The organism is Paenibacillus agricola, from assembly GCF_011440305.1.
Lineage (GTDB): Bacteria > Bacillota > Bacilli > Paenibacillales > NBRC-103111 > Paenibacillus_S > Paenibacillus_S agricola.
In genome coordinates this window covers 1-23,806 of sequence record NZ_JAAOIW010000025.1, presented here as the reverse complement: position 1 = coordinate 23,806, position 23,806 = coordinate 1, and the positions used below count along the sequence as shown (strand labels likewise).

At 42.6% G+C, this 23,806-nt stretch carries 26 protein-coding genes and 2 pseudogenes; 15 read left to right on the top strand and 13 right to left on the bottom strand.

The features are described from left to right. Positions 1-22 precede the first annotated feature (22 nt). Positions 23-1,167 (bottom strand): IS3 family transposase gene (locus tag G9U52_RS35350; RefSeq protein ID WP_279538804.1). Its coding sequence is split into 2 segments (ribosomal slippage): positions 23-903 and positions 903-1,167, totalling 1,146 coding nucleotides; the frame shifts between segments, so codons are not numbered across the junction. A 280-nt stretch (positions 1,168-1,447) separates the two neighbouring features. On the opposite strand from G9U52_RS35350, the gene G9U52_RS35345 reads away from it, so the two are divergent. The 3 genes and pseudogenes from G9U52_RS35345 to G9U52_RS35335 all read left to right on the top strand — a co-directional run. Next, the gene (locus tag G9U52_RS35345) at positions 1,448-1,960 is read left to right on the top strand and encodes a DEAD/DEAH box helicase family protein (RefSeq protein ID WP_166157046.1); all 513 of its coding nucleotides are present in this window, start codon (positions 1,448-1,450) and stop codon (positions 1,958-1,960) included. Beyond that, positions 1,941-3,872 carry a type I restriction-modification enzyme R subunit C-terminal domain-containing protein gene (locus tag G9U52_RS35340; RefSeq protein ID WP_166157043.1) on the top strand — a complete coding sequence of 644 codons (1,932 nt, stop codon included), beginning with the start codon at positions 1,941-1,943 and terminating at the stop codon, positions 3,870-3,872. Before G9U52_RS35345 ends, G9U52_RS35340 begins: the two co-directional genes overlap by 20 nt. A 95-nt stretch (positions 3,873-3,967) precedes the next feature. Next, positions 3,968-4,392: pseudogene (locus G9U52_RS35335) on the top strand (recombinase family protein); the annotation flags it as partial. Between the two features lie 317 nt (positions 4,393-4,709). On the opposite strand, the gene G9U52_RS35330 reads toward G9U52_RS35335, so the two are convergent. The 3 genes from G9U52_RS35330 to G9U52_RS35320 form a co-directional block, all read right to left on the bottom strand. Next, the gene (locus tag G9U52_RS35330) at positions 4,710-4,922 is read right to left on the bottom strand and encodes a hypothetical protein (RefSeq protein ID WP_166157040.1); all 213 of its coding nucleotides are present in this window, start codon (positions 4,920-4,922) and stop codon (positions 4,710-4,712) included. A gap of 716 nt (positions 4,923-5,638) precedes the next feature. Beyond that, positions 5,639-5,845 carry a hypothetical protein gene (locus G9U52_RS35325; RefSeq protein ID WP_084160532.1) on the bottom strand — a complete coding sequence of 69 codons (207 nt, stop codon included), beginning with the start codon at positions 5,843-5,845 and terminating at the stop codon, positions 5,639-5,641. A 97-nt stretch (positions 5,846-5,942) separates the two neighbouring features. After that, positions 5,943-6,140, bottom strand: a complete 198-nt coding sequence (locus tag G9U52_RS35320) for a hypothetical protein (protein ID WP_029198909.1) — start codon at positions 6,138-6,140, stop codon at positions 5,943-5,945. An 874-nt stretch (positions 6,141-7,014) separates the two neighbouring features. Between G9U52_RS35320 and tnpA the strand changes: the two are divergent. Beyond that, positions 7,015-7,325, top strand: a pseudogene (gene tnpA, locus G9U52_RS40535) (IS200/IS605 family transposase); the annotation flags it as partial. Positions 7,326-7,823: 498 nt separating this feature from the next. On the opposite strand, the gene G9U52_RS35305 reads toward tnpA, so the two are convergent. Beyond that, complete coding sequence (locus tag G9U52_RS35305) at positions 7,824-8,030, bottom strand: DUF1657 domain-containing protein (RefSeq protein WP_166157031.1); 207 nt, start codon at positions 8,028-8,030, stop codon at positions 7,824-7,826. 648 nt (positions 8,031-8,678) lie between these two features. Here G9U52_RS35305 and G9U52_RS39560 point away from each other — a divergent pair. Next, complete coding sequence (locus G9U52_RS39560; RefSeq protein ID WP_207953408.1) at positions 8,679-8,942, top strand: hypothetical protein; 264 nt, start codon at positions 8,679-8,681, stop codon at positions 8,940-8,942. Positions 8,943-9,649: 707 nt separating this feature from the next. Here G9U52_RS39560 and G9U52_RS35300 read toward each other — a convergent pair. Continuing rightward, a complete protein-coding gene (locus G9U52_RS35300) occupies positions 9,650-9,829 on the bottom strand; it encodes a hypothetical protein (RefSeq protein ID WP_166157028.1) in 180 nt (59 codons plus the stop codon). Between the two features lie 258 nt (positions 9,830-10,087). On the opposite strand from G9U52_RS35300, the gene G9U52_RS35295 reads away from it, so the two are divergent. From G9U52_RS35295 to G9U52_RS35280, 3 genes are all read left to right on the top strand, one after another. Beyond that, the gene (locus G9U52_RS35295) at positions 10,088-10,231 is read left to right on the top strand and encodes a hypothetical protein (RefSeq protein WP_166157025.1); all 144 of its coding nucleotides are present in this window, start codon (positions 10,088-10,090) and stop codon (positions 10,229-10,231) included. Positions 10,232-10,325: 94 nt separating this feature from the next. Beyond that, positions 10,326-10,859 (top strand): type 1 glutamine amidotransferase domain-containing protein, encoded by a 534-nt coding sequence (locus G9U52_RS35290; protein WP_166157022.1) that lies wholly within the window; start codon positions 10,326-10,328, stop codon positions 10,857-10,859. A gap of 894 nt (positions 10,860-11,753) precedes the next feature. Further along, positions 11,754-11,939, top strand: coding sequence for a hypothetical protein (locus G9U52_RS35280; protein ID WP_166157016.1), 186 nt, complete (start codon positions 11,754-11,756; stop codon positions 11,937-11,939). 768 nt (positions 11,940-12,707) lie between these two features. Here the strand turns inward: G9U52_RS35280 and G9U52_RS40525 are convergent. From G9U52_RS40525 to G9U52_RS35265, 5 genes are all read right to left on the bottom strand, one after another. Beyond that, a complete protein-coding gene (locus tag G9U52_RS40525; protein WP_243767759.1) occupies positions 12,708-12,884 on the bottom strand; it encodes a YetF domain-containing protein in 177 nt (58 codons plus the stop codon). Further along, positions 12,869-12,976, bottom strand: a complete 108-nt coding sequence (locus G9U52_RS40520; RefSeq protein ID WP_243767751.1) for a DUF421 domain-containing protein — start codon at positions 12,974-12,976, stop codon at positions 12,869-12,871. The genes G9U52_RS40525 and G9U52_RS40520 overlap by 16 nt, the downstream gene beginning before the upstream one ends. Before the next feature lie 54 nt (positions 12,977-13,030). Continuing rightward, positions 13,031-13,327, bottom strand: coding sequence for a DUF421 domain-containing protein (locus G9U52_RS40515; protein WP_243767750.1), 297 nt, complete (start codon positions 13,325-13,327; stop codon positions 13,031-13,033). Positions 13,328-13,436: 109 nt separating this feature from the next. Beyond that, positions 13,437-14,933, bottom strand: a complete 1,497-nt coding sequence (locus G9U52_RS35270) for a phospholipase D-like domain-containing protein (protein WP_166157013.1) — start codon at positions 14,931-14,933, stop codon at positions 13,437-13,439. A 487-nt stretch (positions 14,934-15,420) separates the two neighbouring features. Further along, complete coding sequence (locus G9U52_RS35265; RefSeq protein ID WP_166157010.1) at positions 15,421-15,627, bottom strand: DUF1657 domain-containing protein; 207 nt, start codon at positions 15,625-15,627, stop codon at positions 15,421-15,423. A gap of 246 nt (positions 15,628-15,873) precedes the next feature. Between G9U52_RS35265 and G9U52_RS35260 the strand changes: the two genes are divergently transcribed. From G9U52_RS35260 to G9U52_RS35240, 5 genes are all read left to right on the top strand, one after another. Continuing rightward, a complete protein-coding gene (locus tag G9U52_RS35260) occupies positions 15,874-16,734 on the top strand; it encodes a DUF421 domain-containing protein (RefSeq protein ID WP_166157007.1) in 861 nt (286 codons plus the stop codon). A 44-nt stretch (positions 16,735-16,778) separates the two neighbouring features. Next, positions 16,779-17,258 (top strand): stage V sporulation protein AC, encoded by a 480-nt coding sequence (spoVAC, locus tag G9U52_RS35255; RefSeq protein ID WP_127527687.1) that lies wholly within the window; start codon positions 16,779-16,781, stop codon positions 17,256-17,258. 1 nt (position 17,259) lies between these two features. After that, positions 17,260-18,276 (top strand): stage V sporulation protein AD, encoded by a 1,017-nt coding sequence (gene spoVAD / locus G9U52_RS35250; RefSeq protein WP_029198998.1) that lies wholly within the window; start codon positions 17,260-17,262, stop codon positions 18,274-18,276. Next, positions 18,276-18,626 (top strand): stage V sporulation protein AE, encoded by a 351-nt coding sequence (spoVAE, locus tag G9U52_RS35245; RefSeq protein ID WP_166157004.1) that lies wholly within the window; start codon positions 18,276-18,278, stop codon positions 18,624-18,626. Before spoVAD ends, spoVAE begins: the two co-directional genes overlap by 1 nt. A 62-nt stretch (positions 18,627-18,688) precedes the next feature. Then, entirely contained in the window at positions 18,689-19,183 is a 495-nt protein-coding gene (locus tag G9U52_RS35240; RefSeq protein WP_166157001.1) for a YhcN/YlaJ family sporulation lipoprotein, read from the top strand. Positions 19,184-19,482: 299 nt separating this feature from the next. Here the strand turns inward: G9U52_RS35240 and G9U52_RS40510 are convergent, their stop codons facing one another. Continuing rightward, positions 19,483-19,767: a hypothetical protein gene (locus G9U52_RS40510; protein ID WP_243767749.1), complete on the bottom strand. Its 285-nt coding sequence runs from the start codon at positions 19,765-19,767 to the stop codon at positions 19,483-19,485. 55 nt (positions 19,768-19,822) lie between these two features. On the opposite strand from G9U52_RS40510, the gene G9U52_RS35225 reads away from it, so the two are divergent. Continuing rightward, the gene (locus tag G9U52_RS35225) at positions 19,823-21,175 is read left to right on the top strand and encodes a hypothetical protein (protein ID WP_166156998.1); all 1,353 of its coding nucleotides are present in this window, start codon (positions 19,823-19,825) and stop codon (positions 21,173-21,175) included. Positions 21,176-21,349: 174 nt separating this feature from the next. Here the strand turns inward: G9U52_RS35225 and G9U52_RS35220 are convergent, their stop codons facing one another. Then, on the bottom strand, positions 21,350-22,567 hold the full coding sequence (locus tag G9U52_RS35220; RefSeq protein WP_166156995.1) for an IS256 family transposase: 1,218 nt from the start codon (positions 22,565-22,567) through the stop codon (positions 21,350-21,352). 532 nt (positions 22,568-23,099) lie between these two features. Here G9U52_RS35220 and G9U52_RS35215 point away from each other — a divergent pair. Further along, positions 23,100-23,699: a hypothetical protein gene (locus G9U52_RS35215; RefSeq protein ID WP_166156992.1), complete on the top strand. Its 600-nt coding sequence runs from the start codon at positions 23,100-23,102 to the stop codon at positions 23,697-23,699. Positions 23,700-23,806: the final 107 nt, after the last annotated feature.

Genomic DNA, 23,806 nt, shown 5'->3' with positions numbered 1-23,806 from the left:
GTGACACCCATTAGTCTACTGCTTACAGTTCTTCCCCGACCTTGAATGGCGGGACATAATCGTTGGAGGAATGCGTTCTCCTGCGGTTATAAAAGAGCTCAATATATTCAAATACAGCCTTTTTAGCCTCAGCACGCGTCTTAAAAGTGTAGTCATTGAGCCATTCCATTTTGAGCTTACCCCAAAACGATTCCATCGGAGCATTATCATAGCAATTACCTTTGCGACTCATGCTGCAGACGAATTCATGCTTGTTGAGGAGCTGCTGGTAGCCCTTACTGGCGTATTGTACACCCCGATCGGAATGGACGATGAGTCCCTGTGAAGCGCCTGTCCGTCCAATCGCCTGCTTTAACGCAGCGCAAACAAGTTCCGTCTTCATTCGACTGTCCATAGCCCAACCCACAAGTTTACGGCCATATAAATCTAACACACCAGCCAGATATAACCAGCCTTCGGCTGTTGCGATGTAGGTAATGTCACTAAGCCACTTCTCATTGGGTTTGCTCGTTGAAAAGTTCTGGTTCACAATATTGTCTGCAACCGGCAGATTGTGACTGGAGTTTGTGGTCGCTTTATATTTTTTTACTACTTTTGATCGGATGCCATGGGCCTGCATTAACCGCGCAACACGGCCCCGACTTGCCTTCTGCTCCGAAGGTAAGTTCTTGGTAATCTGCGGCGAACCGTAGATTTTTCGACTATTGCTGTGGATCTCTTTGATCGTATTTAATAGCTCTCGGTTCGCTATACTGCGTCTGCTTTCTGGTCGACGAATATGAGCATAATAGCCGCTTCTGGACACATGTAGAACCTGGCACATCTTTGCAATCCGAAATTCGAAGCGATGTTCATAAATGAATGTGAACGTGATTACTTCAGATTTTTCGCAAAGTAGGCCGCCGCCTTTTTTAAGATTTCATTCTCTTCTTTCAAGTCTACGAGCTGCTTCCGTAGCTTGCGCATTTCCTCATCTTCAGGTTTTAGATTCCCGCTGCCCGGAAATGCACCTTCTCCATCTCGTTTATACGTTCTCACCCAGTCTCGGACTGTGGTGTGGTGAATATCCAGTTCCTTGGCCACGTCGCCTACTGTTGATTCATTGGCCAAGATTCGTAGTACAACTTGTTCCTTAAATGCCTTGTCAAACTTCTTTCGCTGCCCCATAGTAAATCCCTCCACGTATATTATAGAGGTTTTCTATGTGTCTATCTATTCGGAGCAGGGTCAGAGTGTCAAAAAGCATGCTTTTAGGCATGACGAAAAAGGGCTTGTTTTTACGTGCCAAAACATCATAAAATAACTTTAGGCACTAGCGCTTCGCGTCGTCTTCTTCACTTCAATTACGGCAAGCGGAAGTCCGGTATCTGACCACAGCACATAGTCGCAATATCCCAAGAGGGAAAAGACCAAGCGGTAAAATACGCGGATCTTCTGCAGGAGAAATATGGTCAACGTCCGATTATGTTTTTATACCAACGGATACCAGACGTGGATGTGGGATGATACGTTTTATCCGGAACGTCGGGTATCATCGTTCTTCTCTAAATCGGATCTCGAGTGGTTAATTCAAAAGCGAACTGAGCGTAAAAATACGACTGAATATAAGCCTAATGCGCTTATAGCAGGACGTATTTACCAAATTGAGGCGATCACCAGAGTAGCGGAAACATATGAAAAGAGCCATCGCCACGCGCTTCTCGTCATGGCAACGGGAACAGGAAAAACACGGACTGCGATTGCCTTTGTAGACTTCCTTAAACGAGCAGGATGGGCAAAAAACGTATTGTTCCTTGCTGACCGTAAGGAGCTTGTGAGTCAGGCATGTGGGGAGTTTAAAAAGCATCTTCCTAGCGCTACCACGTGCAATCTTATCGAGGATAAAGATGATCCATCAGCTCGAATTTACTTTTCTACGTACCAAACGATGCTGGGCTTGCTTGAGCTCGATTTACAATAAGTTCGGGCTTGTGTTCCAATACTTTGATGCGTTGCTTTTGGGGCTCACGGCAACTCCAAAAAGTGACGTGGACCATGACACCTACAAGTTCTTTAATTTACCGGATAATATTCCGACATTTGCTTATGAATACAATCAAGCCATTGAAGACAAAAACTTGGTCCCGGTAAAACCGGTATCGATGTTCTTTAAGTTCCTCCACGAAGGGGTCGATCGTGCGGAACTTTCACCCGAGGAGCAAGACGAATACGATGCCAAAATCCGTCCACTTAAAAAGGAAGATAAGGTCAAAGCTCAAGAGTTGTACCAGTTTCTGTACAATCGAGATACCATTCGGAAAGCTTTGGGGCTTGTATTGGAACATGGGATCAAAGTTGAGGGCGGGGACCGGCTAGGAAAGACGATTATTTTCGCTCGTAACAAAGACCATGCGGAGCTAATCGTGGAAGTTTTCGATTCGATGATACCTCATCTGAAAGGGAAGTTCGCTGCGGAGATTCACTATGGAATTCCATACGTGAGCACGGTGATCTCGAACTTTAAACAAAGTGACAAGGATCCGCATATTGCGGTATCAGTCGATATGCTAGATACCGGCATTGATGTACCTGAGGTTGTAAATCTTGTGGTATTTAAACCGGTGCTATCCTTAACGAAGTTTTGGCAGATGATCGGGCGCGGCACGCGTCTATGCGAGAACTTGTTTGGACCGGGTCAGCATAAAACACATGCCCTGCTGTTTGATTTATGCGGAAACGTTGAGTATTTTAAATTTGGTAAAAAGGAAGATCCTAAGCCGACACCGCTGCATATCACGGGTCAACTTTTCCAAGAGCGTGTTCACTTGGTTAGGGAGTTGTTCGGATCAGGGGATACTTACGATGCTATTCGGCATGAAGTGATTGAAACACTGACGCTTCAGCTGACCAGTATGGATGAACATCATTTTGCCATTCGTCCTCATATTCCGACGTTGCTTAAGTTTCGAAAAAAGGAAAGTTGGGAATGGATTGAAGATCTTGATGTGCACCAGTTAACAAGCGATTTCGCCAAACTAGTGTACGACATGGAGCCTGAGGATAAAAAACGGGTGGATCTTCTACATGTCAGACTGCAGCGTGCTGTACTTGGGGTTACCCTGATTCCAGGAACTGACTTCAAAAAAAATCAACTACAGGAAATTGCGAAAAAAATCTTTCAAAAACGAGTGATTCCACAGGTAGCACAGCACGTTGAGATGCTAAAATCGATCATGGATGTCCGTTTTTTTGAGAGGACTTCAGCAATTGAGCTTAATGATTATCGTAAGGTTATCCGTGAACTGATCCGGCTGCTGGACAAAGATCAGAAGGTGATCGTGCATATTGATTTTCAGGATGAGCTGATTAGAGACATTGACTTTGATGGTGAACTCCCTTCATTCGGTGATTTTACGGACTATAAGAGCCATATCAGCGATTATATTCGCAAGCATCAAGATCACATTGCTATTCAAAGAATTCGGCGTAATAGGGAAATTACGCTGACGGACGTTGAATCGTTTGCGGAAATGCTCGAGAAAGAACAGGGAGGGACCAAAGAGCAATTTAATAAGCTCTTTATCTCGGACAGTGAAAATTCGTTTGGTATCTTTGTTCGAAGCCTACTGGGACTAGAGCGATCTGCAGCCCAAGATGCATTTGCTGAATTACTGCAGCGAGCGAATTTGAACGCAAACCAAATCAATTTCATCAATATGATCATCGATTATCTGACGGTAAACGGCATATTGGAACCAGGTAAACTCCTCGATCAGCCGTTTGTTTCGCTCCATCATGAAGGTGTATATGGATTGTTCGATGAAAATACAGTCGATGATATTGTGAATGTCGTTCAGTCTCTAAAAGAAGGTGTTCGCATAAAGATTAGTTGAGCAATTGGAGTTATGAAAGCTAGATTCGGATTCAAGAAATCCCAATCCTAGCTTTTTGTATGTGTTGGTCATAGAACATTTTTTGTGTGTGAGCTCTTGGAGCGTTGGACCGACTGGGTCGCGATTATGACGGCATCATTTCGGAGTGGAAAACATTACGCGGGAGCTTCAAGCGGATATCGTTGTGCTGGAAAACGAAACATTGTTTGACAGCCGGAAGTTCCGGATAATGGGTGATTTTGGAAAAGTGGTGGAAGACCAGTTTTTTAGCTTGCTGGCTTACGTGGCTGAGCAGGAGAGAAAGAAGAAGCGGCAGCGTCAAACCGAAGGCATTGAGGTTGCCAAGGCGGACGGCGTAAAGTTCGGACGTCCAAGGTTGGAAATTGATGGAGCATTCGTTCGGGTATATCAAGAAAGGAAATCCGGTGTGATTACGGCCACGTTGGCCATGAAACAGTTGGATATGAAGCATCGAACGTTTTATAGGCGCGTAAAGGAATACGAGGAAGTTTTATCTTAAGTGGAGTGGCAAGGCCCAGGACTTATGAAAGAGTACAAATAAAGAGGGGGAGGGACGGAGCTGTCCTCCGGTCTAATGGGGAAGTAGTGACATCCGCTAAAGCATTTTTCATTTTCGCTCATATTCAGCCTTGAACAGCGATTTACTTTCCGTGGAACAATGGCAAAAGAATGGCTCTGTTCGCATCAAAAGCGAAAGAGCCGTTTTTCGTTTTTCTCCGGATTGCTTCAAATATCTGGCAAGGTTCCTAAAAATGGGGGCTGGACATCTGCACAAAATAAGCGATTTTATACATATGTTTAATTCGAAAACCAGGTTTAGAAAACCGGGAGTCGATACCTATCACCGTTTACAGTATGAACGATCGCTTCTGAACCATATAGTTCAATAAGAGAAGGTTCTTCCATTCGGCTGACTGTAAGCTTACTTTGTTTCAAGGCAGAAAGAAGTGCTGGAATTTGCTTTTCATTAGAACCAAGAAATTGTACAGGAACCGTACGTTCATTAAATAAGACAACGGTTTGTTGCATAATGATCCTCCAAAAGCAAATGTACCCCTTAATGATCCCCGGATTGAAGGATGATCTTGGAATCATATTTATATACTCTAATTTGGAACAAAATATTCCGCCATATTGAGGGGACCATTCATCTACATCCTAAAAATATCGCTTAGGTAATTTAAAAGAGCAAAACATTTTCATGGTGGGAGCAACTCGTCATCACCTATCTCCTAATCCATTAATTGTAATAAAGGACGTATAATTCTACGAAAGTTGAAAATACGTCCTTTTTTTAGTGCCCGCGATCGGGGCGAGGGCTTTTTTGGATTGGGCAGGGAGTGTGTCTAATACCCAAATTTATTATAATTCACAAAATAGTATGTCGTTAAATTACTAATCCAGTCGAATGCATCTTATTTTCGGGTAATAATGCTTCATACCACTTTCCCCAAATACGTCACTGGCATCTTTTGAGTTATTTAGCTTTACAAATTACATGGCAATCCCTACTTTCATACATTCAACATCGATTAATAGCTCCCTCGTTTTACCTTTTTATACTGTTGAATGGATTCACTTTTTCCAATTCCCTGCAAATACCATCATACGCGTCTGCAGATGATTCTGATATAGAATATCTAACGAGAAATTCATACCAAAAGTCATCAAAAGAAGTTGTTTCCCCATGAACCGCACGATTGGTTATGAAGCGATCCCATAATCTTATCCGGAGTTTTTCCAAGTCATTGCGTGACTGCATCTTCTGGTCGTGGAGATCCATGATGGGATGTCCCTCCCATCAGACCCTGAAAATGTTTTGCCCTTTCCAAGTGATAGTCACGTAATTGCTGGTGGTAATGGTGCATCTTCATGTGCCATTCGTGCATTTGCTTCCAGTAGGTAGCGTGGTCATTCGTATACATAGGCATTTGATAATGAGTAAAAGACATTTCAATTACCACTCCTTGATTTTGCGATTAGCTTACGACAACAGTCTATGGGGGGATAACCATAGGAAGCACGGCGATAGCCTAAAGTAGGAGAAAATCATTTCATAAATACTACAAAATCATCACGAAAATACTCATAAAAATCACTTTTTGTTTTTTTAATTATTTTCCTAAAATAAGCCGCTTTATCTAAATGAAATGACCTTAATTGTTCTGTCATCTGAAGGTACCACTCATACATCTGCCTCGTACAAGAATCATTATCTTTGATAAACACTGGTTTTGGATTGTACATTTAGAAGTTCCTCCTTTTTATGGGTCTACCCGACATCAGTCTATGAAAGCCGATAGACACAACACAGCAAATGCCTATAAAGACTTTTTTTCTTTAGACCCAAAACAATCAAAAAAGCGCTCTATCCCGAAGGAAAGAGGGCTTTTGATCATATTGGAGGATTTAGGGTCTAACTACTTATCCGTCCTTACGCATCTTATCCTCGGACAAAACTGCTTCATTCCATCCCATTTACCCCAAACGCACCCTAAACATTTCTTCGGCTGTCTCGGCTTAATCTCAATAGTCAATATTCAATACCTCCTGCATTCATTAGAACGAACGTTATTTTATCCCAAGAAGAGAATTATATTCCAAACCGCATATAATCTGGCCTCTCGGACATTAAGTAATGGATGGCGAAAAGTGCAACCAGGATACTTCGTAAGAAACGGGAAAAGTGGTAAAATAGGGCCTTTCTGTCTATGTATCGCGGATTTTTCCAGTCTTAATTGTATACTTTTGATCAGTTTTGGTATGAATTTCTGAAAAAGACATGTAGTATGAATCTCTCTGAAAGCTCTTCAAATCAATGGCAGATACGAAAATCCACCGTAAATGATCTTACGGTGGATTTTCTCTGACATGGACGCAACGGGGGGGCCAACCGCCGATGCAAATGTAAGTATAATCCAACAGACAACAAAAGCACCAGAGAGTTCTCGGACGAGGGCTTTGTTTTGGATACTCGTTTTTTATTATATCCTCATTTACAAAATATAAACGAGAAAAACCTCGCGATTGGTTAAGTATCAATCCCATAATCTTATGCGAAGTTTTTCCAAGTCATCCGACTACTTCTTCTGGGCGGGAATATCCATGATGAGCCGGGTGCGAATACCGATATCATGTACTCGTTGGAGAAGTAGCGCAACGATCACGAGAGTTAATCCGACAAGCTGTATGAGTCGTGGGATCACAATTGTCAAAGGAAGCGTAGGGAAGGATCCTATCCATCTGTTGCTATCATGCCCGCCGACCATGGCTCAAAGCGAAGGTGTCCAGTACCTTAAGGGCAGATCATCTCGAATGCTGCAGGATGAATTCTCCCATCTGAAAAAGAAATAGTGGGGCCACTTATGGGCTAGGGGTTACTTCTGTGCCACTGTAGGAGCAGTTAATGAAGAAAAGATTCAAGATTTATAGAACCGAAGGCGACGATGTTTTTGACATTGAGGATTAGCCTACTAGGTTTCCGAGTTGAGTCGGAAACTTCAGGTGGCTTCAGCCACAGGTTGCTTTTCAGCAGGCTTTAACCTCAACGGCGGCTTTCAGCCGCGTATGGAAACCTACCCTTTAAAATAAATAAACAAGGATTCCCCGGAAGGAACCCTTGTTTCATATTTTTTGAACCCTTTATATTGGGGTTCCTCGTTTGCGATTTGCTGTAAAGGAGGGCTAACTTGGTCGAGAATATTTTGAGTCTTTTGTGCAACGTTAGTAAACATTGTTTTTGCTTGTTGTTGATTCTGGGTACTGAGCGCAATCTTGTCTAGAACGAAGAGACACCCTATATATACCTGGCCATTCAAAAGCAACTCCATGATGCGCCTACTAATGTGGAACAAAATCCAAATGTAATATATAAATATCAAAAACCTGATCCACTAAAAAATGGAACAGGATTTTGTCTTGACAAACTCTTTAGAATCCTTTATATTGCGGTTCTTCTTGCTCAATTTGGTTCACACGAGGAGTAACTTGGTCGATAACATTCTGCGTCTGCTGAGCGGCGTTAGTGAACAATGTTTTTGCTTCCTGATTTTGGGTACCCAATGCAAATGTTTCAAAACTCGCTTGAGCACTTTTCAATGAAGCTACTGCTGTTTTTACTTGTGAAGCAACGGTCATTCTTATCACCTCTCCATTTGTGAAATACACTGCTTTTTTAATATGCCACACCGGCTAGAAATAATGAATGGGAGTTAGAGGGGCTGATTTAAGGTAAAGCTTATAGATAAAACGCTTGGAGAGTCTGCCATGGAACTAGCCCTCCGCCGGGGCGATGGTTGCGTACTGAATATCCGTGCTTTATCTCATAATTTTAGGAATGATAGGATAAACATTGTTTGGGATTCTTTTTTCTTTTCTTCACTTATTTTTTATCTTTATGAATCTTGCCAATATTTGAAGAAATAGTGCTAATGGACATGTTCTTGCCGGCAATCCCACGATAGCTCCAATGCCATAGCTTCGCTTGTGATGCAGAACTGTGTCTCGATCAGCTCAGTGGGAGAACAGTTTTGTTCAGGGGTTTTTCCCCTAAAAGCCGCTCGTTCTCCCGGCTACCGCCAACTTATACCGACCATAAAAAAGGGCTAACCAGATAATACGAAAAAAGCCTCGATCCCGAAGGAAAGAGGGCTGGGCTGATCATAGAGAGAAGTTATTACATTTAGATGAAGCACTTAATGCACATGCTCGGTATGTCTGGCGGCGTGAAAATAAAGTGTTAGAGATGCTAAAGAACCGAAATGTAAACATTACAACAGCAGTTAAGTGCTGCGTTTGAAAAGGGGTACGACACGCCGCAGGATTGCTGGGAGACGCAAGCAACAAGGGGAAGCAAAATGGAGTACTCGGGGCGAGAGATTACAAGCCGATTTTGCTGACCCAAAAATTGAAAAAGCCCTCGATCCCAATGGACAAGGGCTAATACTAAGGGAAATAGGGAGCATGACCAATATCCCTCAGTCATTATATCCAATTTCACAAAATGATATTCCCAAAGCATGGGTAAAGGTAATGAAAAGGTTTCTTTGATAGACAAAATTTAATAAACCACGACACGATCCCCAAGGATGAGGGCTGGCATAGGATATTGGGCAGCGAGACAATTATCCATGGCGAATGCATCTTATCCCCGAGCAAATGTTTCGTTCTCCCTGAGTATCCCAAGAACATTCTTAGATATCATTTCATTGGTAATAAAATAATCTCATTCGGAGTTTTTCCAAGCCAGCAGCTGGCTCCATGTCATACACTTCCCTCAAACTGCCTCTTCCTGGTGCATTAGACCTTGAAAATGTTTTACCCTTTCCAGGTGATAGCCACGTAATTGCTGTTGGTAATGATGCATTTTCATGTGCCATTCATGCATTTGTTTCCAGTAAGTAGCGTGATCCTCGGTATACATAGGCATTTGATGATGAGTAAAAGACATTTTTGATTACCACTCCTTAATAGTTGACGATTAGGCTTACGACACAGTCAGTCTATGGGGAAAAGTCCATTGGAGACACGGTATTTGCCTAAAGAAGGAGAAAATCTTATCTTAAATACTTCAGAATCATCATGAAAAACTCATAAAAACCATTCCGAATTCGATTGTTTGATCAAAAAATCACACCAAAATTGATCGAAGGGAATACAATATTTCTTACTGTCAACATGGGTATACAAATCAAAAATCATCAGCCTTATTTGTTCCTATTCAGATTCTCGCTCCATATTTATATTTTCCTCCAAAGCTATGTTGTGCCGTTTCCCATCACCACATCAATTGTTGTTTTGTTAATCATTTTCCTAAAATAATACGCTTTATCTAAATGAAATGACTTTAATTGTTCTGCCATCTGAAGGTGCCACTCATACATCTGTTTCGGATAAGCTTCATTATCTTTGTTATAAACTGGTTTTGGATTATACATTATTCGATAATTCCTCCTTTTTTTGATATGTTCTACATGGCATTAGTCTATGGATGTTGTTGAAGATATATCACGGCACCTGCCTATAGAACCCAACAAATAATATTTTAGTGAATGAATTTCATAATTCACAAACCCTTGGTAGGCTTAAGTTTTTAACGCTAGAAAAAAGGAGTATCTCCCCAAATCCCTGAAAGATTCTTGGAGATGGAAGCCAAGGCGAGGCTTTACGTTTGGAGATGTGGACGAACCGGGAACTTGACGAAGCATCAACCAGGCACAGGCCAGGACGCGAATAAGTTGTGCATGATTGAAATGATGGTAAGTGACCCGATGGATGCGCCGGATTATATTTACAAGATGTGCAAGTATCTGGAGGAGCAGGAGAACCAACAGAATTAACGGGTTTCAGTACTGTACGGAATACTTTTGTTTATGGGAATCTTTTAAGGGCAAAATAAGATAGTGGCACCCAATCAAAAGGAGTGAAGAAGCTATGAAGAAAGTCGCTTTCCTGCTGACCAACGACTTTGAAGATTCGGAAATGCAAAAACCTTACGAAGCAATCAAAGCGGCTGGTCATGAAACGGTCATTATCGGGTTGAAGAAAGGCGAAAAATTGACAGGCAAGAACAAGCAGACAACGTATACGACTGATGCTTCCATCGACGAAGTTAAGGCCGACCAGTTGGACACGGTCGTCATTCCCGGCGGATCGTCACCGGAAAACCTGCGTCTCAATAAGCAGATACAGCAGTTCGTCAAAGACATGGACAGTCAGGGTAAACCGATTTCGGCGATCTGCCACGGGCCGCAAATCTTGATCAGCGCGGGTTTTGCCAAAGACAAGACACTGACGTGCTACCCTCCTTTGAAGGATGACCTTATCAATGCGGGTGCCAACTACGTCGACCAAGAGGTGGTCGTCGACGGCAACTGCGTTTCGTCGCGTATCCCAGCCGACGAACCGGCGTTCATCCGCGAAACACTGAACAAACTGCGCACTCCCGTCCCTCAGTCTTTACGATAACTGCCAATTAGTTCCGAAAGCCCCGGACTACCGGGGATTTTGTATGAAAAAAGGTTCGGATCTCTATCCGGTACTTCTTTTGATTCTCAATTATTTCAGCTAAGATTTGTTGGACCATACGGGTGGCAATCCCAGGTAAAGAATCTTCCTGATCAGAGCTGACTCTACCGGCAACTTCCTGGTCTAGAGTTTCAATATGTCCAGTTAGAAAGTCAATGTGTTGTAGAATCGTTATAAGCATCATGCGATGATAAGGATTGACATAGCCTCTAAGATAAGAGCGAGCTCAAGCTCTTCTTTCTTCTTTATTCATGGATCTTCGAGCGAAGTTTATTCACCATCTGCGATGGCATGAAGCATATCTTTAGAGGAAACGCCCATATATCCGAAACAACGGAGCTAAGCTTGATGTAGGCTCCTTCTAAAACCTTTTGAATCCGATTACGGGCTCGTTCTTCAATGATACTTCGGCGATAACGAACAAGTAGTAGAAGTTCTCGTTGATTTCGGTTTGGAATGAAGCTAGCTTTCAATAGTTCATGACGAAGAAGTTGGGCAATGGGTGCCACAGTGTAAGCTTAACGAGATACAGGGATGCTAACAATCCCAAATCTATGAGTAACGAGCAAAACAAATAAATAATTTGCATAAAGGATTGGGATATTTGGAACAATAGTAGGGTGTTTCTAAAATCTGCCTAGGCTCCTTATTAAATTTATGGAGGATTTTGACTCATGACTGTTGGTTCCGACTTGAAAACTGCTGTTGCAACACTTATTAACTTTGAACAATTTGCATTAGGGACTCAAAATCAACAGGCTATAAATTTATACACGAATTTGGTTCAGTCCACACAACAACTTGTCTATCATGCACAGTATAAAGGAGTCTACAATGGAAAAAAATAGACGTGAAACGGTTATCCATTCTGAGGGTCAAAACGTAATGAATGGCGATGAAGCAGCGATAAGTTCGAGTCTGGATGGACAGGAAGGTATACAGGATGAAAGTGAGCCAGGTCCAATGGAACGAACAAAAGAAGTTATGGAGAACATAGGAATCAAGATAAACAGTTTTTGAGGCAAGGCTTGTTCAAATGTAATGAGGCAAATAGGCCACCGACCGTATTGATAATCGGTAGCCTATTTGTATTTAACTGAATTTAGGAGGGGGACTGTATACTCGAAAATAAATTAAGAGTTTTTATTTTTAGCTTGCTTTAAGTTTCCGCAAAATTATGATTCAAGTCACAATGTTTTTTTTGAAACAAATCGGTAAGTTTCCTTGGATATTACTTCAGTGGGGGCACAATGCATTTACAACTCAGATAGAGATAAGATGAATAAGATCGTTGAGGCATATGAAACAGATCCATGCTTATTGATAAGGTAGCAACCCAGTAGAGGAGACTGAAGTAATTATTTATACGCTCCATACGCTTGGTATGCCGTGTATTTGTCGAACTTAATCGTATCGAACCAATTGCGTTACCTTTGTGTCCATCGGCGCTTGATAGTTAGGGGCGAATGGACCTGATGTCGAAGCAGAAACTTGATCAGGCGCTGTCTGGCTTGAGCAGGTCTTGTCTTGCATCTGCTCTTGTGCGAACAAGATCACGCAGTGCCGGAACGAAATAACCGAGCCAATTTGAAGGGAATCGCGGAGGTCGTTTTGTGATTCCCCGCCCGCTTAGGAATGAGAGAGAGCGCCTTCTTCCATGGACTCGATCCAGCGGTAGGTTGTAGCAAGACATGTGGTCTGCATTTTGTTTTTCAAACTGTATCACTTGTTCACAATGAATAAACCCCTGCTAAATTACACCCCCACATGCACCGTTTCACATCGGTATTAAGAATAAGGTACGATATAAATCCCTTCGTTTTCTTTCCACTCAGCATATAACACATTTTTCACTTCATCTATCCCCTGAGACTGGATCTGCAGTTCCAGCCATTTATTATCATAACCTACAACTTTTAGATTGTCCCAAATGATTTCCCCGTCAGTGATCAACGTAGTTGGCAATATACCTGTTGTGGTGGTAGATTCAAATCTTTACGTTTTACGGTATCATAGTCTGCTTTTTTAAGAACGCTTATACTTCCGTTTGGCTCCAATAGCGCATATTCTACTTCGCGAACCGAAAAGGCATTATTGCCGCAACATATACATCAAATCGTGTTCTTTTTTAATTCTCTTAGGATGATCCTTCCATTTCGAATGACGATAGATGGCCTCCCGTCGATCCAACCTCTTATTTTTAAAGACCTCTGCCCCAACATTTTAACGGCCAACATGAGCAAGCCCCACAAGAATAAAGAATACAGCAACGTTAAGACGCTTGCTTTTTCATCATATAGAGCACTTCCCACGACCTCTCCTAAAAAAATAGCCGAAATAAAATCAAACGGTGTTACCTGACTAAATTGTGTTTTTCCTAACATCTTGGTAATGATCAACAAGCCCACAAAGCCCAATAATAGTTTAATCGTTATATGGAGAAACAAGATTTCTTTCTTCCCCCTTTCTATTGCCGGATATGAAGGATTGCAAAAAATAAGCTTTTTTTGTTTCAGGTTATATCATCGGTGAAAGTAGGCGCGCTCCTTGCTCCATTATGCGCTGTGGAAGTGAACGATGCAGCAAATCCCCGATGCGCAACGGTACAGAATGGGTGAGATCACGCTCGAATTGCTCTGTGAGTTCCCTCGCCACATCGGTACTGTATATGACTTCGCACACCTCGTAATTCAGTCGAAAACTTCTCATATCATAGTTCGCCGCACCTACCTCGGCAATCTCTCCATCGATGATCATTACTTTTGCATGCAACATCCCTTTATTGTACTGATAAATATGAACCCCGGCTTCCAACAGTTCTCCGAAATAAGTACGGCTTGCAAGGTCCACGAATTTTTGATCCGAATGGTGAGGAACCATCAATCTCACACGCACCCCGCGCGCCACAGCTGTCTTTATCGCCATGATGATGTCTGCATCGGGCACAAAATAAGGGTTTGTGATGTCCAGTGTCTTTATCGCTTGTGTCAGGCAAATAAAATAGACCTCACGGATCACTTGAGTAGGAATTCCAGGATTGCCTTCAAACGATTGCATGTACGCGTTCCGCAACGCTTCTGTATTCGTGGCGGTGTCAATAACGTTGCCACTTAGTGTGCCCAACTCAGAGGCCCATTCTGCCGCTTGTCCGGAAACAGCAACCCTTAGCCCCTCAATGGGTTTTTGTGCGTTCTCAACTAGGGTGTTCTTGTGTGCTCTCACCTTTATCCGTTCTGGTGAAGCAACATTCCAATGGATGTTGAAAATAGTGTGCAGGTCGACAGCAGCCTCACCTATGATTCGCAGGTGAGTGTCGCGCCAGAACCCCACGTTCGGATTTAAGCCGGTATACTCATAACCAATGTTGATACCACCAGTGAAAGCTTCCTTTCCGTCGATCACAACGATCTTACAATGATCCCGGTAATTCCAATTGGATAATACCCAAGGGAAGCGCACGGGAAATACCGTACGGCATTCAATCCCCGCATCCATCATCCGAATGATCTGCGCTCGTGGAAATTTTCTGCTCCCCCAACCGTCTCTCACAAAGCGGACTCGTACACCAGCCTTGGCCCTTTCGATCAATAGATCCGTAATGCATCTGCCAATCTGGTCATCCCTATAGATGTAATATTCCAAATCAATCGAGTTTAACGCGCTCTTTATGGATTCCATCAGTCTCTCATAGGTTTCAATGCCGTTCATAAGCACTTGGACTCGGCCGTTTCGAAGGCCATATACGGACAAATGCCGTAAAGAGTGAGCGATAACCAAGGCTGAGCGGCTGAATGAATCAGGCAACGTGTCCGATTCATTATGCAGAGACGTTAGTCTTTCACGAGAAATACGTATGGGATTTGTTATACTGAGATAGAATACGAAACCGATGACAGGAAAAACGAGGCAAATAGCTAGCCAATTCAAAGCCTTGGCCGGTCTTCGCACCTCGCGGATCGCTACGATTAAGATCAAAAGTGTATTGATTAGATACAACCAAAGAATCCACACCAACTGAAATTCCTCCTTTATTTATCTATATAATGCGCAACTAAGAGTTACATATACGCACAAATAATCAACTGACCAATCAATTTGATGTCCGTCCATGCCGAAAGGAAAGTCGAATCATAACGGAAAGTAATCTCGCCATTTTTCTGCAGATTTGCCAGCGGTTTACCGGTATGATAAATGAAATTCGCCTCAAACTATTATAGTTTGACTTCGAACACAAATGAGCCCATCACGGGTGGTGAAAAATGTGCGTGGGTGATGTCCCTATTTAGAGGACGTAAGAATCCCTATGCAACTGGCCGAAGGGGAGCTTGGGTAATCTCTGCACTGGCACTGGCGATTGGCGCGACAGCATTTAGCAAAAAGAGAATACACGGATAAAAAAAGATCAAACCCAACTGCTAATGTAGGGTTTGATCTTTTTTCTAGATCAGTGCACACAAGGGGCAAACAGCCATGCATGTTCAGTTGCATGGCTGTTTGATTCTTAAAAACCCTTGTATTGGGGTTCTTCATTCTCTAACTGCTGTACGCGGCTTTCCACTTGCTGAAGGATTTGTTGGGTTTGTTGGGACGCATTCGTAAAGAGCGATTTTGCTTCTTGATTTTGTGTTTCCAAAGCAAACTGTGCCAGACTGGCTTGGGCACTTTTCAAAGAAGCTACGCAGGTTTTGACTTGAGAAGCTACTGTCACTGGGTTCTCGCCTCCTTTTAAAAGGATAGGCAAGAAAAGTATGGGTTCGGAGGTAAAAGGAAAGATGCTTACTTACTCCCATACCAAAATATAATGTTTCCGTCTCCCGCCTAAAAAACATACACTCAATTATCCAATATCATAAAATCAAGACTTATACTTTTACATGGTAATGCATGAATATTATGGAAACGGGGTATCTTTATATTTGTCGATTAATGGAACTTAGAAAGAAGGGAAGCAGTCATGCCAGAATGGTTAGAAATTGCCTTGCGCACGTTACTAGCAGTTGTGGTTCTTTTTTTAATGACGAAGCTGCTGGGAAAACGACAGGTAACCGAGCTCTCTTTGTTTGAGTACATCACCGGGATCACGATCGGAAGCCTCGCCGCCTACGTATCCTTAGAATTGGATACCAACTGGTATCTGGGCCTTGTTTCGATCGCAGTTTGGGTCGGTGTTTCCCTAGTGATGGAATTTTTGCAATTGAAAAGCAAAACCGCAAGGGACATCCTAGACGGTAAAGCAACTGTACTTATTAAGGACGGTAAAATTATGGAGGACAACCTAAAGAAGGAAAGGCTCACCACGGACGAGCTGATGGAACAGCTGCGAAAAAAAAGTGTGTTCAAAGCTGCTGACGTTGAATTTGCAGTCATCGAGCCAAGCGGCGACCTCAACGTTCTATTAACGAAAGAAAATCAGCCGTTAACCCCCAAACATTTGGGTATTAAAGTCGCTCCCGAACAAGAGCCTCAAGCCGTAATCATGGATGGGGAAATTATGGACGAACCGCTAGCCACTATAGGTTTGAATCGGGAATGGTTGGATACGGAACTGGAAAAATTGGGCGTTGCAATTGAGAATGTATTTCTTGGTCAGGTCGATTCCTACGGCCAGTTATATGTCGATTTGTTTGACGACCAGATCAAAGTGCCTGAGCCCCAAAAGAAAGCCGCGCTACTCGCGACATTGAAAAAATGTGAAGCCGATCTTGAAATGTTTGGCTTGTCAACGAAAGAACAAAAAACGAAGCGGATGTACGAACAATGCTCGATAGCCTTAGAAAAGGTTATTGATGAAGTCAAACCGTTACTGATTCGTTAGCCAAACGCATGTTATGGTTTTGTTGAAAATCGAGGAGGATGTCCATGGCCAACAATATAAAGAAAAAGTTAACGCCTGTGCAGCAGGAATATAAAGAACTAGTCCAAAGTGTGGAGCCCCCAAGGCCGTTGCTGAAAAACTTCTTTCGTGCGTTTATAACCGGCGGATCCATTTGTTTGGTCGGACAAGCAATTCAGGAAATGTTCATTCATTGGGGCGGGTTTGATGAGAAAAAAGCGGGGGATCCTACGGTCGCGGTTTTGATACTTATTTCCGTCATCCTGACCAGTTTAGGGGTGTATGATAAATTTGCCCAGTGGGCCGGTGCGGGTTCTGCCGTGCCTGTGACCGGATTCGCGAATTCGATGGCCTCTGCGGCGATCGAACATCAAAGTGAAGGCATGGTGTTAGGCGTCGGCGGCAAGATGTTTAAGCTGGCAGGCCCGGTCATTGTATTCGGAACCGTCGCTGCTTTTATTGTTGGAATCGTGCATCTATTGATTAAAGGCGGAGGGGGATCCTGATATGTTGAAAGGACACCAGAGTTGGATATTTGAAAACAAACCGGTCATTCGTTCAACGGCAACGGTTGTAGGTCCTTTTGAAGGTAGGGGGCCGCTTGCCAATGATTTTGACATTATCCACGGGGACTCCATGCTTGAAGAAGAAAGTTGGGAAAAAGCGGAGAAAGTATTGATCGAAGAAGCAGCAAAATTGGCGATCGAAAATGCGGGGTTGACCAAGGAACAAGTGCATTTTTATATCGGCGGCGATTTAATGAACCAAATTATTAGCAGCAGTTTCGCCGCCCGAACCTTAACAATCCCTTTCATAGGTGTATTTGGTGCCTGCTCGTCATCGATGGAAAGCCTGGCGTTAGCGGCAAATCTTGTGAATTCCGGTTCGGCCAAATTTGTGTTGGCAGGGACATGCAGCCACAATTCCAGTGCGGAGAAACAGTTCCGCTATCCGTCCGAGTACGGCTCGCAAAAACCGCCTACCGCCCAATATACCGTAACCGGAGCCGGAGCTGCCATAGTATCTACGGAAGGTGATGGACCTGTCGTCACTTCTGCGACGATTGGCCGTGTAATCGACATGGGAATTAAAGACCCGTTTAATATGGGCGCGGCGATGGCTCCCGCAGCGGTGGATACGATCCAAGCGCATTTTCGCGACTTGGAAATTGAACCTGGTTATTATGATCTGATTGTAACCGGTGACCTCTCTAAAATCGGTTATGAAATCGCTTGTAAATTGTTTAAAAAACATAACTTCCCAATCGGTCAAACCGAATATTCCGATTGCGGAATGATGATTTACGATTATGAAACTCAAATGGTTCAGTCTGGTGCAAGCGGCTGTGGGTGTTCCGCGGTTGTTACGTATGGACATTTGCTGAAACGTATGCGAAAGGGCGAATTAAAACGAATCCTCGTTGTAGCCACGGGTGCACTTCTATCCCCGATCTCCTTCCAACAAGGGGAAAGCATCCCCTGTATTGCTCATGCCGTATCGATAGAAGCTGGGAGGAGTTTGTGATGATATTTGTATGGGCATTTCTGGTTGGTGGCGCAATCTGTGTCTTCGGTCAATTTTGTTTCGATGTAGTTAAGCTTACACCGGCCCATACAATGAGCTTGCTTGTTGTGTTGGGGGCGTTTCTCGATGGAATTGGATGGTATGATCCGTTAATTGAATTTGCCGGCGCGGGAGCTTCAGTGCCGATTACGAGCTTTGGTAACGCGCTCGTTCATGGTGCGCTTGAGGCATTAAAGAGCGACGGTTGGATCGGGGTCATCACCGGAATTTTTGAGGTGACCAGTGCCGGAATTTCTGCAGCGATTATTTTTTCGTTTTTGGCTGCATTGTTCGTAAAACCAAAAGGATAATACGGGGAATCTAATGGAAATATAAAAAGGATTCTACTAAGCAGAAAAAGGAGAAGGTAACAATGGTAAACAAAAGATGCATGAAGATGGTTATTGCCTTAACATGTGTGGTGCTTCCGATCGTTGCAACGGGATGTAATGATAATAATGAGGTGAGGCAACAAGGAAATCGAACAGATCGGATAGATCGAATACAACAACAAACGGATACGAATCCTGCGGATAATCGCATTCTAGTAGCAGACCAAACGGCGCAAAAAATCGTTTCGATCCCTGGAGTGAAACAAGCCAATGTGGTGGTTACACAAAGAAATGCTTATGTCGCTGCGGTATTGGATGATGGGCAGGGCCAGTTAAGCAGGGAGATTGAAGATCAAATCGCTTCCAAAGTCAGGGAAACCGATCCGACCATCCAAAATGTATATGTTTCCACCAATCCGGATTTCATTGACCGAGTCAATGCGTACGTAAGGGATGTGCAAGAAGGACGGCCAGTCGCAGGTTTTATTGAGGAATTTAATGAGATGGTGCAACGAATATTTCCGAATGCCCGGTAATCCTGTATCCCCCGTCTTTTGTATGGTGCGAAAGACGGGCAAAAAATTAACATTACGGCAATAAATAGTGCAGGCGTTAGCTCAATAATTGAACTAATGCCTGCATTTTTTTTATCGCTCAAAAACCTCATTCAACAGCAATTTTACTTTTCTAAGATCAGATACTTTCATTTCAATAAGTGAATCAATAATTTGATTAATGAGTATGTCTTTATCAGACTTTCCAGTAATCCGGACTTTATCAAAGACAAAAAGTTCACTTAAGGGAACATTCAGTGCATCAGCAATTTTTTGTAAATTTAAGATAGTGACATTTTTCTCCGCTCTTTCAACTCCGCCAATGATTGTTTGGAGAAAAGAATGGATAAATGCTTTTGAAACACCATGTGTAGCAATTCGGGTACATCAGGTCCGTATTGGTCAAACGCAGTGCAGGCAGGGCTCAGTAGCACAGTGTCACCCGGTGCGGCCAGCTTGTGTGCCTGCGCCACTGCCTCGGCCAGGCCTTCGCAGCGGACAATAGGCGGGCAGCTCCACACTCTGCTGGCCACAGCCTCGATTTGACTGGCCTCTTCGCGGTCCATTTTTGAAAAGGTATGCTTTTCAAATCACATTACACGGACAGAAATACTACGTTCTATGGGCAACAATGAAGTAAAGACAATCAAAAACAGTAAAATTGGGCAAAGTAGGAGGGAATTGATTCAATTAAGCGGATTTAACCAACTTGTATTACAACAATATTTGGAATGTGATCTTGTCGAACATAATTCAAGCACAATATCTAAAATTTTAAAGCCAATTGAGAACCTTAATGAACGAGTAGATACTTGGTTTCCCTTGAATCTTAAATGGTGTGAACAATGCATTAAACATGGGTACCATAGTTGGTTACATCAATTTACATTAATTCAACATTGTCCATTTCACTATAAAAGATTGAACGACACTTGCCCGAGATGCTACAAAAACATTCCATTTTTATTAAGTGATGAAATACTTGGAGATCCATTTACTTGTCAATGTGGATTTCAATTAGCTGCCTTTTCAGAAACTCAGTGGAAGGACTGGGCCTTGCCTAATGAAATATTGGATCCTTCTGTCATCAACTGGTTAGAAACGGGAGGAGAGGGAGTTAAGGATTCCACCCACTTATTGTTCAATCCACGATCGACATCACTTCATATGTTTACTCAAGAACCGTTGATTACTTACAGAACCCTGGGAAAGAACACTACGAGTATTAACCGGTGGAGTGATGAGATTCTTCAGGAAATTAGCATCATAAATAAAAACTGTTTCAGAGCTGTGGACAGATATATCAAGAAAAAGATCGTTTTCAAGCACAGGAAATGTATACAAATACTCCAGGAGTTATTAAAGAAAGAAGATGATCCTGAATTTCCTCGCATATGCCCATATGCATATGCTTATGTCTTTTGGAAACATACATTGCTTAAAACTGACCATTTCTACAGTTCGTCAATGAAGGGGAGCGATATGATACAACCCAAGGGAATGGATTTGGTAACAAAGTTAATGGAACCCCATATTCTTTATCTAAAGGAACGACTTTATCGGCAAAAATGCTTTACAGAAATTAGTGATAGAAGATTATTCCATTGGATTATCAGTCGATACACGATAGAACTCTGCTTAAAATTCTTTTATAATTGGTTAAGCATCGCAAAACAAAGTTCTGAAGATAAGCGAGTTCCTACATGGAATGAGGTCAACAAAATGGCCGACGAAAGTCTGCCGAAAATCATCTTCAAGCATCAAAAAGATGATGGAATAACTGAGCAAATTGCAGTGATATTAAATGAACAAGGATTGTTAAGACTACTGACGAACAAAGATATGAAATGTGAAACCAACCCAAAACGAATGAAAAAGGAATATCGCTTATTGAAATCTTACACACCTTTGAGCATTGCGATGAATGAACAAACAGTAGAAAATAAACAATTAGGTGATTACGTGGGAGCGTAAATTATTTTGTGTAAATGGTTTTTTAGCGACAAACTGTTCATCCAGAGGCTTTACATGGAGGGGTGGGCATGATAGGCTAATCTGCCTTAGCGATACGAGTTTACGAGCTATCGCCCAATCGCAAGGAATCATGCCCATAGAGGCTCCATGTCAAGCCGGCTCTCAAGTCCCTCATCATGCAGACAGTTCCGCTTGCAACCGGTCTCCAAAATGGATGGCAAGCTGTGATATACATTCTTTCCAAGAACGAAGCGGCATAGTCCATTTTCTGGATGCATCCATGGTGGCGAGATAGATAATCTTCCGCAAGGCATCATCCGATGGGTATGCCGTTTTTGTTTTGGTGACTTTTCGAAGCTGACGGTGGTAGCCTTCGATAATATTCGTGGTATAGATCATTTTACGAATTTCAGCTGGATAACCAAAGTATGCGGTCAACTCCATCCAGTTCGTTTCCCAAGAACGAATGATGATGGGGTGTTTCTTGCCCCACTTCTCTTTAAATGAAGAAAAAGCAGCCTCAGCCTCTTCTAAGGTCAGGGCTTGGTACACCTTTTTCAGATCAGCTAAGACCGCTTTTTCTTCCTTGTACGTCACATATTTCATGGAGTTACGGATCTGGTGAATGACACACAACTGGATCTGCGTCCGTGGAAACGCAGCGTTAATGGCATCCGAGAAGCCGGAAAGCCCATCCTTGCAAGCAATGAGGATGTCTTCTACGCCGCGGATTTTGAGGTCTGTGCATACGCCTAACCAGAAGCTGGCACTTTCATGTTCCCCAATCCAGATGCCAAGGATTTCTTTCTGTCCGGACATGCTGATGCCCAATACGCTGTAGGCAGCCTTGTTAATAATACGATTTTCCTGGCGAACTTTAAAGTGGATTGCATCCAAGAATACGATCGGATAGACCCGGTCTAACGCTCTGCATTGCCACTCTGTAACCAAGGGCATGATCTTGTCCGTCACCTTGCTAACCATCGTAGGTGATACGTCTATACCGTACAGATCCCGCATATGATCCTCAATGTCACGGGTAGACATGCCTTTCGCGTAGAGACCAATAATCTGCTCCTCTAAGCCATTAAGGCTCGTTTCGTGCTTCTTGATAACTTGAGGCTCAAACTCACTGTTTCGATCACGTGGTATCTGCAGTTCGGTGTTGCCAAACTTGGTTTTAATGGTCTTTTTACTGTAACCATTTCGACTATTGCCTGTATGGTCGCCTTCAGAACTGTGTTTGCTGTAGCCTAAATGGTCGTCTATCTCCGCTTCAAACAAATGCTGTAAGGTGTCGCGAAACATACTCTTTAGCATCTCATGAACATCTTCGACCGTCCGGCAATCCTTAGCTAATTCCTTCAATGTTTTGTCTTTTACATCTTGCATAAATGATCATCTCCCTTAATGGAAAGTTTAACCATTTACACAAAACTTAGTACGTTCTCGATTACGTTCAAAGATATGTAACCAGGTTGACTGTTTAAATAAGTACAAAAATTACTAAAAACATCGCCAGAAATTTTTGACGATGTTTTTTTGTCGGGAATGGGATAAAGTTCTTGTCATTTATGACATCAAGTTCTTGTCACTTGTAAGAGGACAAAAACATAAATGCATTATCAGCCGCATATGACGCGGTTTTTTTATTTTATGAATACAACTTCTTGTCTTTTCCAAAAGACAAGAAGTTGTATTGTTTTCCATTAATATACATAATGATGATGTGTTCTCCGCGGTAATTGAACGATGTATTTTTAAAAAGGAAAATAGTTGGGGATAGGAAGTCTTTAAAGATAATTTAAGGAGGTCCACAGTCTCTTTTTTGATAAATAAAGGAACTTTTCCCAATGGAATTGCGTCTAAGCACTAGGACCACTTTAAAGAAGAGATAAATAAAATGAATAGGAGAGGACTACTAATGATTAAAAAACTAGCAATCTTTGTTTCTATCCTGACCTTGTTTTTAGTACTTGCAATACCCAATTCTACTAAAGCTGCAACCGGTAATGTTTCAGTAACTTTACCAGCTTTCGAGGTAGAACTTAATGGCATTAAACATAATTCAGAAACGATGAAATACCCTTTTCTTACTTACAAAGATATTACTTACGTACCCATGACTTGGACGATGAGCTTGGTAACCGGACTTCAATTACAGTGGAGTGGAGAGGAGGGGTTATCGGTATACAAATCCCGTAATCCTTTTGCAATTAAGCCGGAGCTGGAAACCGGAGGGAACTTTAAAAAAGGAAGAGCCTACAATGCGCAAGTGGTACCCTTTGCCGTTACTGTGAATGGGCAAAGCGTTAACAATGCTTCACAACTCTATCCGCTTCTCGTGTTTCAAGATATTACGTACTTTCCCTTGACATGGACTTATGCAGTGGAAAACTTTGGATGGAATCTAAATTGGGATGCTATCCAAGGCTTTAAGGTTGGGTCTGATCAACGTTCTTATATGGGTTCTCTTATTCATGAGGATGAACAACACTATTATGTTGGACTTCTGTCAAGATAGTAGACACAGATTTTATACTCACACAGCCAGATCCTGAAACGTACGTTCATAATCAGAAGGCGTGTTGTACCCAATCGAAGAATGGATACGTTGGTTGTTGTAAAACA

Coding starts and splice junctions, on each gene's coding strand:
- G9U52_RS35280 (WP_166157016.1), top strand. CDS start 11,754: ATGGAAAAAAATAGACGTGAAACGGTTATCCATTCTGAGGGTCAAAAC.
- G9U52_RS35220 (WP_166156995.1), bottom strand. CDS start 22,567: ATGCAAGATGTAAAAGACAAAACATTGAAGGAATTAGCTAAGGATTGC.
- G9U52_RS35260 (WP_166157007.1), top strand. CDS start 15,874: ATGCCAGAATGGTTAGAAATTGCCTTGCGCACGTTACTAGCAGTTGTG.
- G9U52_RS35345 (WP_166157046.1), top strand. CDS start 1,448: ATGGTCAACGTCCGATTATGTTTTTATACCAACGGATACCAGACGTGG.
- G9U52_RS35325 (WP_084160532.1), bottom strand. CDS start 5,845: ATGTCTTTTACTCATTATCAAATGCCTATGTATACGAATGACCACGCT.
- G9U52_RS35300 (WP_166157028.1), bottom strand. CDS start 9,829: ATGTATAATCCAAAACCAGTTTATAACAAAGATAATGAAGCTTATCCG.
- G9U52_RS35305 (WP_166157031.1), bottom strand. CDS start 8,030: ATGACCGTTGCTTCACAAGTAAAAACAGCAGTAGCTTCATTGAAAAGT.
- G9U52_RS40510 (WP_243767749.1), bottom strand. CDS start 19,767: ATGGACCGCGAAGAGGCCAGTCAAATCGAGGCTGTGGCCAGCAGAGTG.
- G9U52_RS35225 (WP_166156998.1), top strand. CDS start 19,823: ATGGGCAACAATGAAGTAAAGACAATCAAAAACAGTAAAATTGGGCAA.
- G9U52_RS35320 (WP_029198909.1), bottom strand. CDS start 6,140: ATGTACAATCCAAAACCAGTGTTTATCAAAGATAATGATTCTTGTACG.
- G9U52_RS35290 (WP_166157022.1), top strand. CDS start 10,326: ATGAAGAAAGTCGCTTTCCTGCTGACCAACGACTTTGAAGATTCGGAA.
- spoVAC (WP_127527687.1), top strand. CDS start 16,779: ATGGCCAACAATATAAAGAAAAAGTTAACGCCTGTGCAGCAGGAATAT.
- G9U52_RS35330 (WP_166157040.1), bottom strand. CDS start 4,922: ATGCAACAAACCGTTGTCTTATTTAATGAACGTACGGTTCCTGTACAA.
- G9U52_RS35240 (WP_166157001.1), top strand. CDS start 18,689: ATGGTAAACAAAAGATGCATGAAGATGGTTATTGCCTTAACATGTGTG.
- G9U52_RS35215 (WP_166156992.1), top strand. CDS start 23,100: ATGATTAAAAAACTAGCAATCTTTGTTTCTATCCTGACCTTGTTTTTA.
- spoVAE (WP_166157004.1), top strand. CDS start 18,276: ATGATATTTGTATGGGCATTTCTGGTTGGTGGCGCAATCTGTGTCTTC.
- spoVAD (WP_029198998.1), top strand. CDS start 17,260: ATGTTGAAAGGACACCAGAGTTGGATATTTGAAAACAAACCGGTCATT.